Source organism: Micromonospora sp. NPDC005979 (genome assembly GCF_040614415.1).
Taxonomy (GTDB): Bacteria; Actinomycetota; Actinomycetes; order Mycobacteriales; family Micromonosporaceae; genus Micromonospora.
Window position 1 is genome coordinate 1 of sequence record NZ_JBEXUR010000036.1, and the last position, 14,548, is coordinate 14,548.

General features: G+C 70.2%; 13 protein-coding genes and 1 pseudogene. 5 read left to right on the forward strand and 9 right to left on the reverse strand.

Annotation, left to right across the window (positions count from 1 at the left end):
- The 3 genes from ABZ272_RS31815 to ABZ272_RS31825 all read right to left on the reverse strand — a co-directional run.
- On the reverse strand, positions 1-779 hold a 779-nt coding region (locus tag ABZ272_RS31815), incomplete at its 3' end, for a non-reducing end alpha-L-arabinofuranosidase family hydrolase (RefSeq protein ID WP_355053642.1).
- A 276-nt stretch (positions 780-1,055) separates the two neighbouring features.
- Positions 1,056-1,637, reverse strand: a complete 582-nt coding sequence (locus tag ABZ272_RS31820) for a dihydrofolate reductase family protein (RefSeq protein ID WP_355053643.1) — start codon at positions 1,635-1,637, stop codon at positions 1,056-1,058.
- Between the two features lie 107 nt (positions 1,638-1,744).
- The gene (locus tag ABZ272_RS31825) at positions 1,745-2,407 is read right to left on the reverse strand and encodes a hypothetical protein (RefSeq protein WP_355053644.1); all 663 of its coding nucleotides are present in this window, start codon (positions 2,405-2,407) and stop codon (positions 1,745-1,747) included.
- A gap of 183 nt (positions 2,408-2,590) precedes the next feature.
- Here ABZ272_RS31825 and ABZ272_RS31830 point away from each other — a divergent pair, with 183 nt between their 5' ends.
- The 4 genes from ABZ272_RS31830 to ABZ272_RS31845 all read left to right on the forward strand — a co-directional run bounded on the left by ABZ272_RS31830 (position 2,591) and on the right by ABZ272_RS31845 (position 8,168).
- The gene (locus ABZ272_RS31830) at positions 2,591-3,808 is read left to right on the forward strand and encodes a HupE/UreJ family protein (RefSeq protein ID WP_355053645.1); all 1,218 of its coding nucleotides are present in this window, start codon (positions 2,591-2,593) and stop codon (positions 3,806-3,808) included.
- Between the two features lie 142 nt (positions 3,809-3,950).
- On the forward strand, positions 3,951-5,924 hold the full coding sequence (locus tag ABZ272_RS31835; protein WP_355053646.1) for a metallophosphoesterase family protein: 1,974 nt from the start codon (positions 3,951-3,953) through the stop codon (positions 5,922-5,924).
- Positions 5,925-6,015: 91 nt separating this feature from the next.
- Complete coding sequence (locus ABZ272_RS31840) at positions 6,016-7,083, forward strand: DUF916 domain-containing protein (RefSeq protein WP_355053647.1); 1,068 nt, start codon at positions 6,016-6,018, stop codon at positions 7,081-7,083.
- A 113-nt stretch (positions 7,084-7,196) separates the two neighbouring features.
- Entirely contained in the window at positions 7,197-8,168 is a 972-nt protein-coding gene (locus ABZ272_RS31845; RefSeq protein WP_355053648.1) for an NADP-dependent oxidoreductase, read from the forward strand.
- 3 nt (positions 8,169-8,171) lie between these two features.
- Here ABZ272_RS31845 and ABZ272_RS31850 read toward each other — a convergent pair whose 3' ends face one another.
- From ABZ272_RS31850 to ABZ272_RS31875, 6 genes and pseudogenes are all read right to left on the reverse strand, one after another.
- Positions 8,172-8,762 (reverse strand): HAD family phosphatase, encoded by a 591-nt coding sequence (locus ABZ272_RS31850; RefSeq protein WP_355053649.1) that lies wholly within the window; start codon positions 8,760-8,762, stop codon positions 8,172-8,174.
- Between the two features lie 24 nt (positions 8,763-8,786).
- Positions 8,787-10,040, reverse strand: coding sequence for a sigma-70 family RNA polymerase sigma factor (locus ABZ272_RS31855; RefSeq protein WP_355053650.1), 1,254 nt, complete (start codon positions 10,038-10,040; stop codon positions 8,787-8,789).
- 2 nt (positions 10,041-10,042) lie between these two features.
- Entirely contained in the window at positions 10,043-10,384 is a 342-nt protein-coding gene (locus ABZ272_RS31860) for a YciI family protein (protein ID WP_355053654.1), read from the reverse strand.
- Between the two features lie 105 nt (positions 10,385-10,489).
- Positions 10,490-11,695 (reverse strand): low temperature requirement protein A, encoded by a 1,206-nt coding sequence (locus tag ABZ272_RS31865; RefSeq protein ID WP_355053651.1) that lies wholly within the window; start codon positions 11,693-11,695, stop codon positions 10,490-10,492.
- 72 nt (positions 11,696-11,767) lie between these two features.
- A pseudogene (gene trpS / locus ABZ272_RS31870) lies at positions 11,768-12,826 on the reverse strand (tryptophan--tRNA ligase).
- Between the two features lie 278 nt (positions 12,827-13,104).
- Positions 13,105-13,569, reverse strand: coding sequence for a PRC-barrel domain containing protein (locus ABZ272_RS31875; protein WP_355053652.1), 465 nt, complete (start codon positions 13,567-13,569; stop codon positions 13,105-13,107).
- Between the two features lie 129 nt (positions 13,570-13,698).
- Here ABZ272_RS31875 and ABZ272_RS31880 point away from each other — a divergent pair, with 129 nt between their 5' ends.
- On the forward strand, positions 13,699-13,953 hold the full coding sequence (locus tag ABZ272_RS31880; protein ID WP_355053653.1) for a hypothetical protein: 255 nt from the start codon (positions 13,699-13,701) through the stop codon (positions 13,951-13,953).
- The last annotated feature ends 595 nt before the right edge of the window (positions 13,954-14,548 follow it).

The following is a 14,548-nucleotide window of genomic DNA, read 5'->3' on the forward strand; positions in this document are numbered from 1 at the left end:
AGGGTGGGTGCGACGGTGCCGCTGTTCATGGTGTTCTGGCTGGCCGAGCCCATCTCGGACCAGTTGGTGAACAGGCCGAAGTTCATCGAGCCCCACCGGGTGCCGAAGTCATGAGTCGTCGCGTAGACGAGCTGACGTCCGTTGTAGGGCGCCACGGTGAAGTCCTTGAGTGACACCCAGCCCGACTTCGGCTGCGCCAAGGCGCCGGTGGACGACCACCGGTACGACGACGGCAGGTTGCACGTGGTCGGCGGCGGGGTCGTCGGTGGCGGGGTGGTGGGTGGCGGGGTGGTGGGCGGCGGGGTCGTCGGCGGCGGAGTGGTCGGTGGCGGGGTGGTGGGCGGCGGGGTGGTGGGTGTCGTGCCGCCGTTGCAGGTCACCCCGTTGAGGGCGAAGCTCGTCGGTGCCGGGTTGCTGCCCGTCCAGGAGCCGTTGAACCCGAACGACGCCGTGCCGTTGGTCGCGATCGAACCGTTGTAGCTCACGTTCCGCGCGGTCACCGCCGCCCCGCTCTGCGTCAGGGTGGTGTTCCACGACTGCGTGATCGTCTGCCCGGCGCTGTACGACCACGTCAGCGTCCAACTGCTCACGGGATCGCCGAGGTTCGTGATCGTGACGTTGGCGCCGAAGCCACCCGGCCAGTCGGACGACACGGCGTAGTTCACCGAGCATCCCGCTGCGGCAGCGCCGGCCGGCAGCGCCACGGCAACCGTCGCCGACGCCAGTAACGCGACACCGGCCGAGACGACCCCGAGATTGGTCGGTCTGAATATGGTCATCGAGCACCCTCCTGACGGGACGGCGGCCTCCACATTCGTGGGAGTCATTGTTAGGTGAGCGTTAACAGCCGCTTCGAGTATGTTACGGGAGCGCTCCCAAACCATCAACCTCGATGTCTCGCCGACACGTGAACGACCTCATCACCCCGCTGACCAGGGCTTAAGCAGGTGGCTACGGTTGCCGGCCGGGCAGGGTGCGGGCACCGGCCGCTGCGGGCCGGGTGGCCGACAGTGCGAATGATGGGGTGCCGCCGCTGTTATCGATAACATTGGCCGTCACGCCACTTCGTACTCCAGCATGAGGACGCCGGTGCTGGTCGGCGTGCAGCCGGCGAGCCGCAGCGGGCGCGGCCGCTCCGACTCCGGAAACAGACGCTTGCCCGAACCGAGCAGGAGCGGGTGCAGGAACAGGCGGTACCCGTCGACCAGGTCGTTGGCGATCAGCTCCCGTACGAGGACCCCGCTGCCCAGCACGGCGACGACACCGTCGCCCCGGGACTTCAGGTCCTCGACCGCCGGAGCGAGGTCTCCGTCCAGACGCCGGGCATTCGACCAGGTGAGCCCGGTCAGGGTGCGGGTGGCGACGTACTTCGGCGTCGCGTTGAGGTGTGCGGCCATCGGGTTGACGTCCGGCTGGCTCGGCCAGTAGCCGACCATCTTCTCGTACGTCCTGCGACCGAAGAGGTATGCCGTGGTGGACCGGAGCCCCTCCACCGCCGCGGTCGTCTGGGTCTCGTCGAAGTACGGCGCTGCCCAACCACCGTGCTCGAACCCGCCCGCACGGTCCTCGTCGGGAGAGCCCAACCCCTGCATGACCCCGTCGAGCGTCACGAACTCGACCACCACCAACCTGCGCATGACCACACCCTCCGATGAGGGCGGGCGGCCCGTCGCCTGCCCGCTCCCCTCTACACGAACGAGGCGTGGCCGGATCGACAACCGGTCGCGGCGAACACAGCGGGAGGTCAGAGCCAGACGACGATGCCGGTCAGGCCGTTGAGCACGGCGGCCACGCCCGCCCGGATGGCGGCGGCGCAGCGCTCGGCCGTGAACGAGCCCGCGTCGTACGTCGAGGACATGCCGAGCCCCTCACCGCGGAACGACGCGCCCTCCCAGTCGACGGCGGTGACGTTGTGGGTGGGCTCGGCCAACTCGGCGCCCACGACGAGGAACCTCTTGTCCAGGTGGTTCGGTGTGACCAGGGCCAGCGGGTCGATCAGGTCGTTGCCCGCGGTGACGATGAGGTCGGCGTTCATTCCGATCGCCTTGCTGATGCCCGCGACGGCCTCGTGCGGGTCGTCGACGACGACCGTGCGCAGGTCGAGGTGCTCGTCGTCGGCCCAACTCCGTACCGCCGCCACGAGGGCCTTGGTAGGCGCGTCCGCGCCGGCGGTCAGCAGCACCACCCGATAGTCCTTCGACGGGTGCACGTCGGCCCACGATCCGGGCTTCGGCGTGATGGTCGCCTCCGGCGCGGGCGTCGCGGCGGTGTCGACGAAGCCCGGGCCGAGCGTGCCGACCGCGCTCGGTGTGGGGTGGGGTTGGGACCAGTCGTCGCCGGAGCCGCAGCCGGCGAGGAGTAGGGCGGTCGTGGCCAGCAGGGCGACGGCCCGAAGCGGGGGGCGCAAGGTGATCGTCCTTCTCCGATGACTGAGGCAGGTGCGGGTACGACTCGTATTCCTATCCCAGATCCGGCAGCCCGCGATCCGCGAGCGGCCGCTGCGGATATTTGTTCGCCATCGGTTCGTCGGCGGGCGGGTTCTTGTTCACCCGCGACGTGCAGCGTGCACTGGCCAACCGAGGGGAACCGCATGCTGGGGCATATCCGCCGTACCGTCGTCGTCGCCGTTGTCGCATTCGCGGCGACGGTGCTTCCGTTTTTCAGCGGTGGAGCGGCGTTCGCGCACGGCTTTTCGTCGACCGTGTACGCGAAAATCTTCGCCGGAGACGAGGGTCACATCCGCGCCGAACTGGGCCTCGAATACGACCTTCTCGTGGTGTCGGCCGCCGACTCCGGCGACGATGATCCACTCTTTCGGGTCGGAACCGCCGCCTTCGAGGCGGGTGACCCGGACGCTCAGGCCGCCGCGCTGAAGGCCCACGCTCCGACGGTCCTGCGCTACGTCGCCGACCGCCTCTCGGTGACCGCCCGTGGCGCGGCCTGTCGGCCCACCCAGGTGGGTGACGCCACGGTCAGCGTTCGGGACGGTGTGCCGTACGCGAACCTGCTGCTCGACTGGACCTGTCCCGAGCGGGTCGCCGAGCACGAGGTGCGCAGTGGTCTCTTCCCGGACGACGAGGCGTACGTCAAGGGCACCAAGACGATCGTCACCTACGAGATCGACGGCCGGTCGGGCAGTGCCGCGCTCGACGCCGCCAACCCGTCCTTCTCGACAGCTCAGACCGCCTACCAGCGGTTCGGCGAGTTCTTCCTGCTGGGGGCCGAGCACCTGCTGTCCGGCATCGATCACATCCTGTTCCTGTTGGCGCTGATCGCCGGGTCGCGGCGTCTGCGGGAGATCGTGCTCGCCGCCACCAGCTTCACCCTGGCGCACTCGGTGACGTTCCTGCTCGCCGCCCTCGGCCTGGTCGACGTGCCGGCGAGGATCGTGGAGCCGGTCATCGCGCTGTCCATCGCCGTCGTGGCCGGCTGGCACCTGTGGGGGATCTGGCGGCGTGGTGACCACGCGACGGATCTGGAGACGACCGGACGCGGTCACCTCGCCCTGGACCGCCGGGGGTGGATCCGCCTCGGTGTCGTCTTCTGCTTCGGCCTCGTGCACGGGCTGGGCTTCGCGGGCGCACTCGGCATCGACGAGGCGTGGTCCTGGACGCTGCTGTGGTCGCTGCTGGTGTTCAACGTGGGTATCGAAGTTGTCCAGTTGGCGATTATCGCCGCCGTCTTCCCGCTGTTGTTCGTGCTGCGGCGCCGTGCGCCGAAAGCGGGCCTGTGGGCGACCGGTGTGGTTTCCGCAGGGGTGTCCACCATGGGCCTGATCTGGTTTTTTCAACGAGTTACCGGCTCGTGAGTACGGCTAACCAGTTCGTGAAGTGCAGCCGCCCGCAAGATCACGTTAATGATCGGTTCACCGGCCGACGAGAGCTTTGGATTCGCTCCCCGCGCTCGCGGCGGAACAATCCATTTCTCTATTCGAAAAGGGAACAATGTCGATGACATTGAGCACCTCGACACGGGCCGCCGGGCTCGTGCGGCGGCGCGTTGTCGCCGGGGTCGTGGCCGGATTCCTGGGAGTGGGCGTGGCCCTCGGCAGCGGTGTGCTGACCGCCGCCAACGCTGCCGACCCCACCACGGTGTCCGGCATCGTCCTCGGCGTCGGCGCCAACGAGACCCAGCGCATCGTGTCCTGGTACTCCTCGGCCGACACCGCCCAGAAGATCCAGCTCGCCCCGACCGCCGAGATCGTCAACGGCGAGTTCCCGGCCAGCGCGATCAGCTTCGACGCGGTCGGCGCCGCGAACACCTCCACGACCGGTTACAACCGTCACGCCACGATCAGCAACCTGCGGGAGAACACGGCGTACTCGTACCGGGTCGGCGCGGAGGGAAGCTGGTCGCCCACGTACGCCTTCAAGACGCGGGACTTCGAGGGCGACTTCGACTTCCTGTTCTTCGGCGACCCGCAGATCGGCGCCTCCGGCGACGTCGCGCGGGACCAGGCCGGTTGGGCCGAGACCCTGAAGGTCGCCACCGCGGCGAACCCGAACACCGAGTTGCTGGTCTCCGGCGGCGACCACGTCGAGTCCGCGAACGATGAGGCCCAGTGGAGCGCGTACCTCTCCCCGGACCAGCTCCGGCAGTACCCGACGGCCGCCACCATCGGTAACCACGATGTCGGCGGCAAGTCCTGGGAGCAGCACCACTTCACCCCGAACACTGACCGCTCGGCCCAGTACTACAACGGGGACCAGTCGACCCGCTCCGGCGGTGACTTCTGGTACATCTACAAGGACGTGCTGTTCATCGACCTGAACAGCAACAGCTACGTCAACCCGGCCGACGGTTCGCTCGGCGGCGACGCGGCGCACGTCGCGTACGTCTCGGACATCGTGAAGAAGCACGGCTCCGAGGCGAAGTGGAAGGTGCTGGTCTACCACCACTCCATCTACTCGGCGGCGAGCCACTCCACCGACGCGGACAACAAGAACCGCCGCAAGGACTTCACGACCGCGTTCTCCGATCTCGGCATCGACATGGTGCTGCAGGGTCACGACCACGTGTACACCCGCAGCTACTCGATCAAGAACGGTCAGAAGGAGAACCCGGCTGAGAAGCCGGGGGCCGCCGACGTGTTCCCCGGCCCGGGTGGCGTCCTCTACGTGACGGCGAACTCGGCCTCCGGCTCGAAGTACTACGACATCAAGAAGCCGGACGGCTCCGGCACCGGTGTCGAGGGACTCGGCCCGGACCCGCTGAACCCGAGCAACTACTGGTTCAACTCGGTGGAGAACCAGGAGCACGTCCGCAGCTACGTCAAGGTCGGGGTCAAGGCCGACAAGCTGGTGCTCCAGAACGTTCGCAGCGGCACCTGCGCGGCCCCGAACGCGGCCGTCGAGAAGGGTCTGTCCTGCAGCAACACCGCCGAGGGGCAGCCGGTCGGCTCGATCGTCGACAGCACCACGATCCACCCGTACCACGGTGACGGTCAGGCCATCCAGGTCAACGTGCCCAACCCGGCGCCGGGTGAGTTCGGCTGGACCATCGACGGCTACAACGGCCTGGTCGACCTGGGCACCGCCCAGGAGCGCGACGGCACCTACTTCGAGGCGACCGGCAAGATCAACCCGATCCTCGTGTCGGACAGCCGTCGTTCGCTCGCCCCGTGGTCGATCTCGGCCAGCGTCGGCGACTTCTCCGACGCCGACAAGACGTTCTCCGGCTCGTACCTGGGCTGGACCCCGTACGTCCTCGACGCCGGCGCGGGCGCGGCGGCCGGCGCTCCGGTCCTGTCGTCCCTCGACGACCAGGGCAAGGGCCTCTCGGTCTCCAGCGGTCTGGGCGCGGCCGTGCAGGGTCACCCGCGCGGCGGGGCCAAGCTCGGTGCCGACCTGGACCTGAAGATCCCGGACAGCATCGCGAAGGGCAGCTACCGCACCACCCTCACGATCACTGCCCTGAGCAGCTGATCGAGCCTGTTCCACCGGGCGGGGTAGGCACCTTTCGGGGCCTACCCCGCCGCCGGTTCACCCACCACCAAGATCACTTCGAGGACCTGAGATGCGACCGTCCGTAACGCGCTGGAAGACACTTCTTCGTACGACCGTGCTGTCCCTGCTCGCCGCCGTCGCGGCGGTCGGCGTCGGCGGCGGCCCCGCCCTCGCGGCGGACGGCAACGTCGCCTGGACGGTCCGGACGGCCTCCAACAGCTACGGCGAAGCCCGGTCCAGCTACAGCTACAACGTCAACCCCGGCGGAACCGTCGAGGACGCCATGGTGGTGGCCAACCGCGGCCCGGCGCCCCTGACCCTGGCCGTGTACGCCGCCGACGGCTTCACCACCGACGCGGGGCAGCTCGACCTGCTGACCAGGGACAAGAAGTCGGTGGCGGTCGGCGCCTGGGTCAAGCCGAGCGCCGGCAGCGTCGTGATCCAACCCGGGAAGACCGCCCAGGTGCCCTTCACGATCGCCGTTCCGACCAACGCCACGCCCGGCGACCACGTCGGCGGCATCCTGACCACGCTGACCCAGACCGACCAGGCCGAGGGCATCAACGTGGACCGTCGCCTCGGCATCCGGATCACATTGCGGGTGGGCGGCGAGCTGAAGCCGACCCTCGCGGTCGAGAACTTCCACGTCAGGTACGACGGATCGGCCAACCCGATCGGCAAGGGCGACGCGACCGTCTCCTACACGATCCACAACACCGGTAACGCCGCCCTCTCCGCCAAGCAGTCGGTGTCGGTGTCGGGGCCGTTCGGCGTCCTGCGCGCGCGGGCCGGTGACATCGCCGCGCCGCCGCAACTGCTACCGGGCGAGAGCTGGGACGTCACGGTGCCGGTGCACGGTGTCGCGCCCGCCGTCCGGCTCGCGGCGACCGCCACCGTCACCCCGCTGCTCACCGACGCGTCGGGCTCCACCACCCCGCTCAAGCCCATCGAGGCGACGGCACACGGCTGGGCCCTGCCGTGGACGCTGGTGTTGGCGCTCGTCGTGCTGATCGCCGCCGCCGTCGGCGCGTACCTGTACCGCCGCCGCGCCCGGTCGCGGCGCAAGGCCCGCGAGGATGCCCGGGTGCGCGACGCCGTCGAGCAGGCACTCCGTGGCCCGCAGCCACAGACGTCCTGAGTCCTTGACGAGCGGGCGTCGCCCTTGTGGGTGAACGGCGGCTGGCATCCGGTCGGACCCGGCCGCAAGCCGGCATGCTGCGACGGTGACGCCGGCCCGGAGAGGAAGCCCCCATGGTTGACGCGGATGTGCCAGAGCTGATGCAGGCCGCGGTCCTCGACGAGTTCGGCGGGCCGGAGGTGATCACCCTGCGCAAGCTCCCCGTGCCCGAGGTCGCCGCCGACGAGGTGCTGATCAGGGTCCTGAGCGCCGGCGTCGGGGTGTGGGACGCGTACGAGCGGCAGGGCCTGTTCGTGCCGGAGGGCTCGTCCCTCCCGATCGTCCCGGGCTCCGACGGCGCGGGGACCATCGCCGCAGCCGGCGACCGGGTGACCGGCCTCGCGGTCGGCGACCAGGTCTACGTCTCCGCCACCACCCGGCCCAAGGGCGGCTTCTACGCCGAGTACGCGGTCGTCAAGGCCGAGTACGTCGCGAAGCTGCCCGCCGGCGTACCCGCCGAGCACACCGGCGCGATGTCCACCGACGCGCTGACCGCGCTGGCCGGGCTGGACACCCTCACCCTGCCGGGCGGCGCCTGGCTGCTGATCTTCGGTGCGAGCGGCGGTCAGGGGCACCTGGCCGTGCAGTTGGCCAAGCGGCAGGGCCTCAACGTGATCGCGGTGGCCTCCGGCGCGGACGGCGTGGCGCTGGTGACCCGGCTCGGCGCCGACGTGTCCCTGGACGGCCACGGCGACCTCGCCCAGGTGCTCACGACGATCCGCGACGCGGCCCCGGAGGGAGTGGCCGGCATCCTGGCGATGGCCGGCGGGGAGACGCTGGACCGGCTGACCGAGACGCTGTCCGACGGCGGAGTCGTGGCGTACGCCCACGGGGTGCGGCCGGAGCCGAGTGAGCGCCCCGGGATGACGGTTCGCGCGTACGACGGCGTGTCCAACCCGGGGCAGTTGCGGCGTCTCAACGAACTCGTCGAGGCCGGCCCGTTCGTGGTGCACGTGGCCGAGAAGTTCCCGTTGGGCAAGGTGCGGGAGGCGCACCAGCGCCTCACGACGTCGTACTCCGGCAAGCTCCTGCTGACGATCGCCTGACGGTCAGGCGGCGCGCTGCTGCGGCACGCGTACCGACGCCATGCCGGCCGCCGTCGCGGCCTGGATGCCCAGGTCGGTGTCCTCGAAGACCAGGCAGGACTCCGGGGGTACGCCGAGCTGCCGGGCCGCGAGCAGGAACGCCTCCGGGTCGGGCTTGGCCCGCGTGTAGTCCTCGGCGCACACCAGCACGTCGAACCGGTCCAGCAGGTCGAGCGCCTCCAGGGACGCGGTGACCGCGGCCCGCGTGCTGCCGGAGACGACGGCGAACGGCACCCGCCGGTGCGCCTCGTGGATGTGCGCCACCACCTCGGGAATGGCGCCGACCTGCGGCAACAGCTCCTGGTAGATGCGCTCGCGGTTCTCCACGACGGTCGCCACCGGCATCGCCAGGCCGTGGCGCTCGTTCAATGCGACGATGATGTCGGCGGTCGGCCGGCCACCCCAGGCGTAGAAGAGGTCCTCCGGGAACTCGCAGCCCCACTCGTCGAGCGCTCGCTGCCAGGCCACGTAGTGCAGCGGCATCGAGTCGACGATGGTGCCGTCGCAGTCGAACAGGTACGCGGCGAACTCACCGGGCGGCAGAGGCAGAGTCACCGGGGAAGGGTACAGCGGCCGTGCTCAGTCATCTGTGACGGATGCCAGGCGGCGGCGCAGGTGCGCCCGTTCCGGCTCGGTGCCGACCAGCGCCAGGGCGTCCCGGTACGCCGCTGCGGCCTCGTCGAGACGGCCGAGTCGGCGCAGCAGGTCCGCCCTGGTCGCCGGATAGAGGTGGTAACCCCGCAGACGCGGGTCGTCGGCCAAGCCGTCCAGCAGGGCGAGCCCCGCATCCGGCCCGTCCCGCATGGCCACGGCGGCGGCCCGGTTGAGCGCCACGACCGGCGAGGGCACCATGCCGAGCAGCACGTCGTAGAGCGCCACTACCTGCGGCCAGTCGGTGCCGGCCACGTCCGGGGCCTCGTCGTGCAGAGCGGCGATGGCTGCCTGCACCCCGTACGGCCCGGGCGCCGGCCCGGTCAACGCGACCAGCACCAGCGCCCGCCCCTCGTCGATCATCGAGTGGTCCCACCGTGCGCGGTCCTGGTCGTCGAGGAGGACCACGGCGCCGTCGGGTCCGGTGCGTGCCGCACGTCGCGCGTGCACCAGGAGCAGCAACCCGAGCAGCCCGGCGACCTCCCGTTCGGCGGGCAGCAGCCGGCGCAGGATCCGGGCCAGCCGGATGGCCTCCTCGGCGAGGTCGGTCCGTTGGAGATCGGGGCCGGAACTGGCCGCGTACCCCTCGGTGAAGATCGAGTAGACGGCCTGGAGCACCGTGGGCAGACGCTCGGGAAGCTCGTCGACGCCGGGCACCCGGAACGGGATGCGGGCATCGCGGATCTTGCGCTTGGCCCGAACGAGTCGCTGGGCCATGGTCGCGTGCGGCACCAGGAAGGCCCGAGCGACCTCCGCCGTGGTGAGCCCGGCGAGGAAGCGTAGTGTGAGCGCCCCGCGATCCTGCGCGGGCAGGGCCGGGTGGGCGCAGGTGAAGAAGAGTGCCAACCGGTCGTCGGGCAGGTCCGGGTCGGCGTCGGCGGGCGGCGCGGGGTCGGACCGCTCGGCCTCCGCCCTGAGTACGGCCAGCCGGGTGGCCAGCACCCGGTCCCGGCGCAACCGGTCGACCGCGCGACGGCGGGCCGTGGTGAGCAGCCAGGCGCCGGGCCGGCTCGGGACACCGTCGACGGGCCAGTGCACCAGCGCCGCCTCGATCGCCTCGGAAGCCACCTCCTCGGCCAGGTCGAGGTCGCCGAAGCGGTGCACCAGCGAGGCGAGCAGCCGACCGTGCTCCTCCCGGAACACCGCCTCGACCGACCCGGCTGCGGCCTCCGGTTCCACCACGGTCAGACCCCGACCTCGATCTCGGCGACCGGGCGCACCTGCACCGACCCGTTACCGGTAGCGCCGGGACTACGAGCCGCCCAGTCCAGTGCGACATCGAGATTCGGCACGTCGATGATGTCGTAGCCGCCGAGCACCTCGCGGGTCTCGGCGAACGGCCCGTCGGTGATCGTGCGTTCGCCGTCCGGGCCGACCTGCACCGTGGTGCAGGTGGTCAGGTCCTGCAACGGATGCCCGGAGACCCAGATCCCCGCGTCCTTCATCTCCTGGTCGTAGCGAATCCAGTCCTCGAAGGTGCACCCGTTGCCCACCTCGTCGTTCGCGGGGCTCATGAACAGCAACATGTACTTCACGTCCGGACTCCTCTCGGTGCGGCAGGGTCGCCGTACAGCATGACGACGAGCGACGGCCCGGGTTATCGACACGACGCCCGAACATTCTCCGAACCGTCAGGGACGGGTCGCCCGCGCCGGGTCGGCCCGTTCGTCTCGCCGGTCGAACCGCCGTTCGTTCCAGGTAACCGCGATCAGGAGGACGGTCAGCACGGCGAGCGCCGCCAACGGCGCGAGGGTACGACCGACCGGCAGCAGGGCCAGCGGCAGCAGCGCCGCGACGACCTGCGCCGGATGGACGGCACGTACGGTCAGCCGACGGAGCACCAGCCTGCTGAGCAGGTAGACGGTCACACCCCCGTAGAGGGCGCCGGCGGCTTCCCAGCCCAACGGGCCGGTGTCGGAGGGGTCCGCGGAGAGCCGGGCGATCACCTCCTCGATGCCGAGCGCGAAGTAGATGGCCCCGACGATCAGCGGGGTGTGCCCGATGCCGTACGCGTCGCCAGCCACGTCGGCCCGTCGGTCGGGCGGGACGTCGCTGACGGCCTCGCGCGCGGCGCCCGCCAGCCGATCGAAGTAGAGCCACCACAGGCAGACCGTGCTGACGAGGCCGAGCAGCGCGGCCGCCACCGCCGCACCGACCGGGGCCATCGTCCGTGGCCCCGCGCCAGCGGAGATCAGCGACTCGCCGAGGGCGATGATGAGCACCAGGCCGTACCGCTCGGTGAAGTGGTCCACGCTGCGCAGCTGCCACGGGTGGAAGGTGGACGCGAGTCGCGCGCCGCCGATGTCCACCAGCAGCGCGGCCGTCCAGAGCGCCGTCTGGGCGGTCCCGCCGAGCAGCGCCCCGCCGACCAGCGGAAACCATGCCAGCGCCACGGGCACGCTGAAGTAGCGCAGCGTCGGGCGCAGCGACGGGATCGTCACGCTCACCCAGGCGAGGATCACGAGCTGCACCGCCCGGACGACCACGTACGCGAGCGCGAGGGCCAGCGGCGCGTCGATGAGCCCCGGCCCCTGCCGCCACGCGTCCGGCAACACCAGGGCGGCCACGAAGATCGCCGCCATCGCGACCAGGGTCGCTCCGCGGACCAGGCCGAGGTCCGCGCGGACGAGGTTGCCCACCCAGGTGTACGGCCCCCACGAGTAGAGCAGCAGCAGGAGCAGGAGCAGTCCCTGGGCCAGGGTGAGCAGCGCGGTCGGCGGCTGCGCCATGAACGCGATGACCCGGGTGAGCGCGAAGACGAAGACCAGGTCGAAGAAGATCTCGAACATCGTCGTCCGGTGCGTGGCACCCACCACGACCGGACGAATCACCCTCATCCTGGCATTCTGCGCCCTCGGTGGGCCGTCTCGGGTCCCCCCGTCACAACGGGAAGACCCGAGACGTCCGCGTCAGGCCGGCGCGTCCGTTCGGCGCCGGCTCCGCTCGGCCCGCCGGCGCACCTGTTGGTACGTCCCGGTCAGCCCCATCGCCCGGCGTACCTCCGTCAGGGTCTGGCGTACCTCCTGCCGGGTGCGCTCGGTGCCCTCGACGATCAGCCGGTCGACGAGCCCCCGGTCGGCCTCGATCGCCGCCCGGCGCTCCCGGATCGGGGCCAGGAACGTCTCCAGCGCCTCGACCAGACGTTCCTTGACCTCCACGTCACCGACCTGCCCGGCCCGGTAACGCCGGGCCAGGTCGTCCACCTCCGCACGGTCCGGATTGAACACCTCGTGGTACGCGAAGACCGGGTTACCCTCCACCGTTCCCGGCACGTCCGCCCGTACCCGGTTCGGGTCGGTGTACATCCCGCGCACCTTGCGGCGCACCGTGGCCGTGTCGTCGGACAGCGCGATGGTGTTACCCCGGCTCTTGCTCATCTTGGCGACGCCGTCGGTGCCCACCAGGCTGGGGTTGTCGGCCGGAATCAGCTCGGGCACCGGGAAGACCGGCCCTTACAGGTGGTTGAACCGCCTGGCGATCTCCCGGGTCACCTCCACATGCGCGGCGTTGTCCCGGCCGACCGGGACCACCTCGCCCTTGACGCAGAGGATGTCCGCGGCCTGGAGCACCGGGTAACCCAGCAACCCGTACGGCATCTCCTCCTTGCCGGCGTCGCGGGCCATGTCCTTGAGCGACGGCACCCGTTCCAGTCGGGGCACGGTCACCAGGTTCTGCAGGAGGGTGTTCAGGTCGCCGACCTCGGGAATCGCCGACTGGAGGTAGAACGTGGCCCGCGCCGGATCGACGCCGGCGGCGAGGATGTCGGTCACCATCTCGCGGGCGTTGCCGGAGACCTGGTCGATGTCCTCCCGGCGGTTGCGGGTGGTGAGCATGTGCAGGTCCGCGATGATGAAGAAACTCTCGTACCGCTGGTGCAGCCGCACCCGGTTGGCGATGCTGCCGACGTAGTGGCCAAGGTGCAGGCGGCCGGTGGGCCGGTCGCCGGTGAGCATGCGTGCGACGGACATGGTGATGTGCCTTTCGTGCGGGTAGGTGGGTCACGCGTTGGGCGCGCGCCGAGCGGGGCGAACTCGCCCCCTCGGTCGGCGGAGGACAGGGCTCAGCGAGCCGTCCGCCATCGCGCGCCGGCGCGGTACCGCAGACCACCGGCACGAAGCAGGTCCAGAAGTTGCTCACGGCCGTCGCCGGAGCTGGTCAGGGACGCGGACACGACACGGTGCGGGAGACCGTCGACCACCTCGAGGGCCTCCGGCACGCAACTGCCCGTCCGGACCACCTGCTCAGATTACCCGCGGCGCTGCTGCGGGGGTGGCACGTGACGGTCCGCGTAGTACCTGCCGACGCGGTCCCGGTAAGCCGGATCGAACGACGCCGGGTCGAACGGCGGCGCGTCCTTGATCTCCTGCCGGGTCCGGTCGACGTGCACGACCCGGTCCAGGTGGTCGACCCGCTCCACCGTGCCCGCCGGCACCAGCACCTTCTGGCCGAGGATCCACGGTCCGGTGTCCACCACCAGGTGACCGGCATCCGCCTCGTCGCTCGCCTGGTCGATGGTGCCGACACGTCCGTCGCGGGCCTGCACGTGGTAGCCGACGAGGTCGATCGGGGTACCCGGACCGGGGGCGTTCGGCCCGTCGTGCCCGCCGTCCGGGTCCTTCGACGGGCCGGTCGAGGGCGTGGTCTGTGTGTATCCGCCGGCCAGCGCGGACGGATCGCGCCAGGCCCAGGGGTTGAAGATCGAGGGTTGCACGGGTCACCTCCCTGTCCTCCCACTCAATGCCCGGCCTGCGGATGCGGGAAACGAGGACCGGATCTCTGCCGGACGGGCGGTCAGCGTCGGAATCGGCGGTGCGCAGCTCCGCTGACATACTCGGCAGTCATGGTGCTGTCGCGCGGGTGGTCCGCCTTCCTGGTCGGGGTCGGGGTCTGGACCTGGGTGATCTGGCCGAGGTTCGCGGTCGCGATCTGGCAGGACCCGCGGTCGTGGGCGTCCGCAACGGTGGGCGACGGTGTGCCGACCAGTTTTCTGTGGGTGCACGCGCTTCTGATCGCCGCGTCGCTGGCCATCGGCACGACGGCCGGGGTGCTCGGCATCCGCGGCTGGCTGGTCGCTCGCCGAGGCGGAACGTCCTGAGCTGCGGAAACGCGTATCGGGCGCGAGTGTGACGCGGGACGCTACCCCCCGATTTGACGATCAAACCCACGGACGCGTAACTTTCTCTCTGCCAGCGCGGAACGGGGCAAACAGGGCGAAAGTCCTGCAGCCACGAACCGGGCCGGCAACCGGGCCAGCTAGGGGTTCGCTCCTAAAGGCGCGGTTCGGGCGGTGCTCATCTGATCTGCCGGGAGGCGGATTTGGTGCGGCGGAACCGACCGGGTAAGGTTCACGACCGGCAGGGCACCGGGCGCGACTGTGGGAGACCACAGCGGCCGGCCTGCCAAATCCGACGACCTGACGCAGCGGTTCGCTGCTGCGTGAGTGCGCCGGGACCAACCCGCACGAAGCATGACAGACCGGGACACACCGGTTTGACACGGCCGAGACGGTGAGGTAACGTAGTAAAAGTGCCCGACGCGAGAGCGGCGGGGACGCGGAACGAAAAGCCCCGAGACGGGACCCACTGGTTGGGCCTGCTGATCGGTGTGTGGTTGTTCTTTGAGAACTCAACAGGGTGCTTGTAAAGCCAGTGCCAATTATGATTTATACCCCGGACTGGCAGCCTGCTTTT

Bases quoted from the DNA above. Each gene is read 5' to 3' on its own strand.
- ABZ272_RS31820 (WP_355053643.1), bottom strand. From the start codon at position 1,637: ATGCGCAGGTTGGTGGTGGTCGAGTTCGTGACGCTCGACGGGGTCATG.
- ABZ272_RS31830 (WP_355053645.1), top strand. From the start codon at position 2,591: ATGCTGGGGCATATCCGCCGTACCGTCGTCGTCGCCGTTGTCGCATTC.
- ABZ272_RS31835 (WP_355053646.1), top strand. From the start codon at position 3,951: ATGACATTGAGCACCTCGACACGGGCCGCCGGGCTCGTGCGGCGGCGC.
- ABZ272_RS31840 (WP_355053647.1), top strand. From the start codon at position 6,016: ATGCGACCGTCCGTAACGCGCTGGAAGACACTTCTTCGTACGACCGTG.
- ABZ272_RS31845 (WP_355053648.1), top strand. From the start codon at position 7,197: ATGGTTGACGCGGATGTGCCAGAGCTGATGCAGGCCGCGGTCCTCGAC.
- ABZ272_RS31860 (WP_355053654.1), bottom strand. From the start codon at position 10,384: ATGTTGCTGTTCATGAGCCCCGCGAACGACGAGGTGGGCAACGGGTGC.
- ABZ272_RS31865 (WP_355053651.1), bottom strand. From the start codon at position 11,695: ATGAGGGTGATTCGTCCGGTCGTGGTGGGTGCCACGCACCGGACGACG.
- ABZ272_RS31880 (WP_355053653.1), top strand. From the start codon at position 13,699: ATGGTGCTGTCGCGCGGGTGGTCCGCCTTCCTGGTCGGGGTCGGGGTC.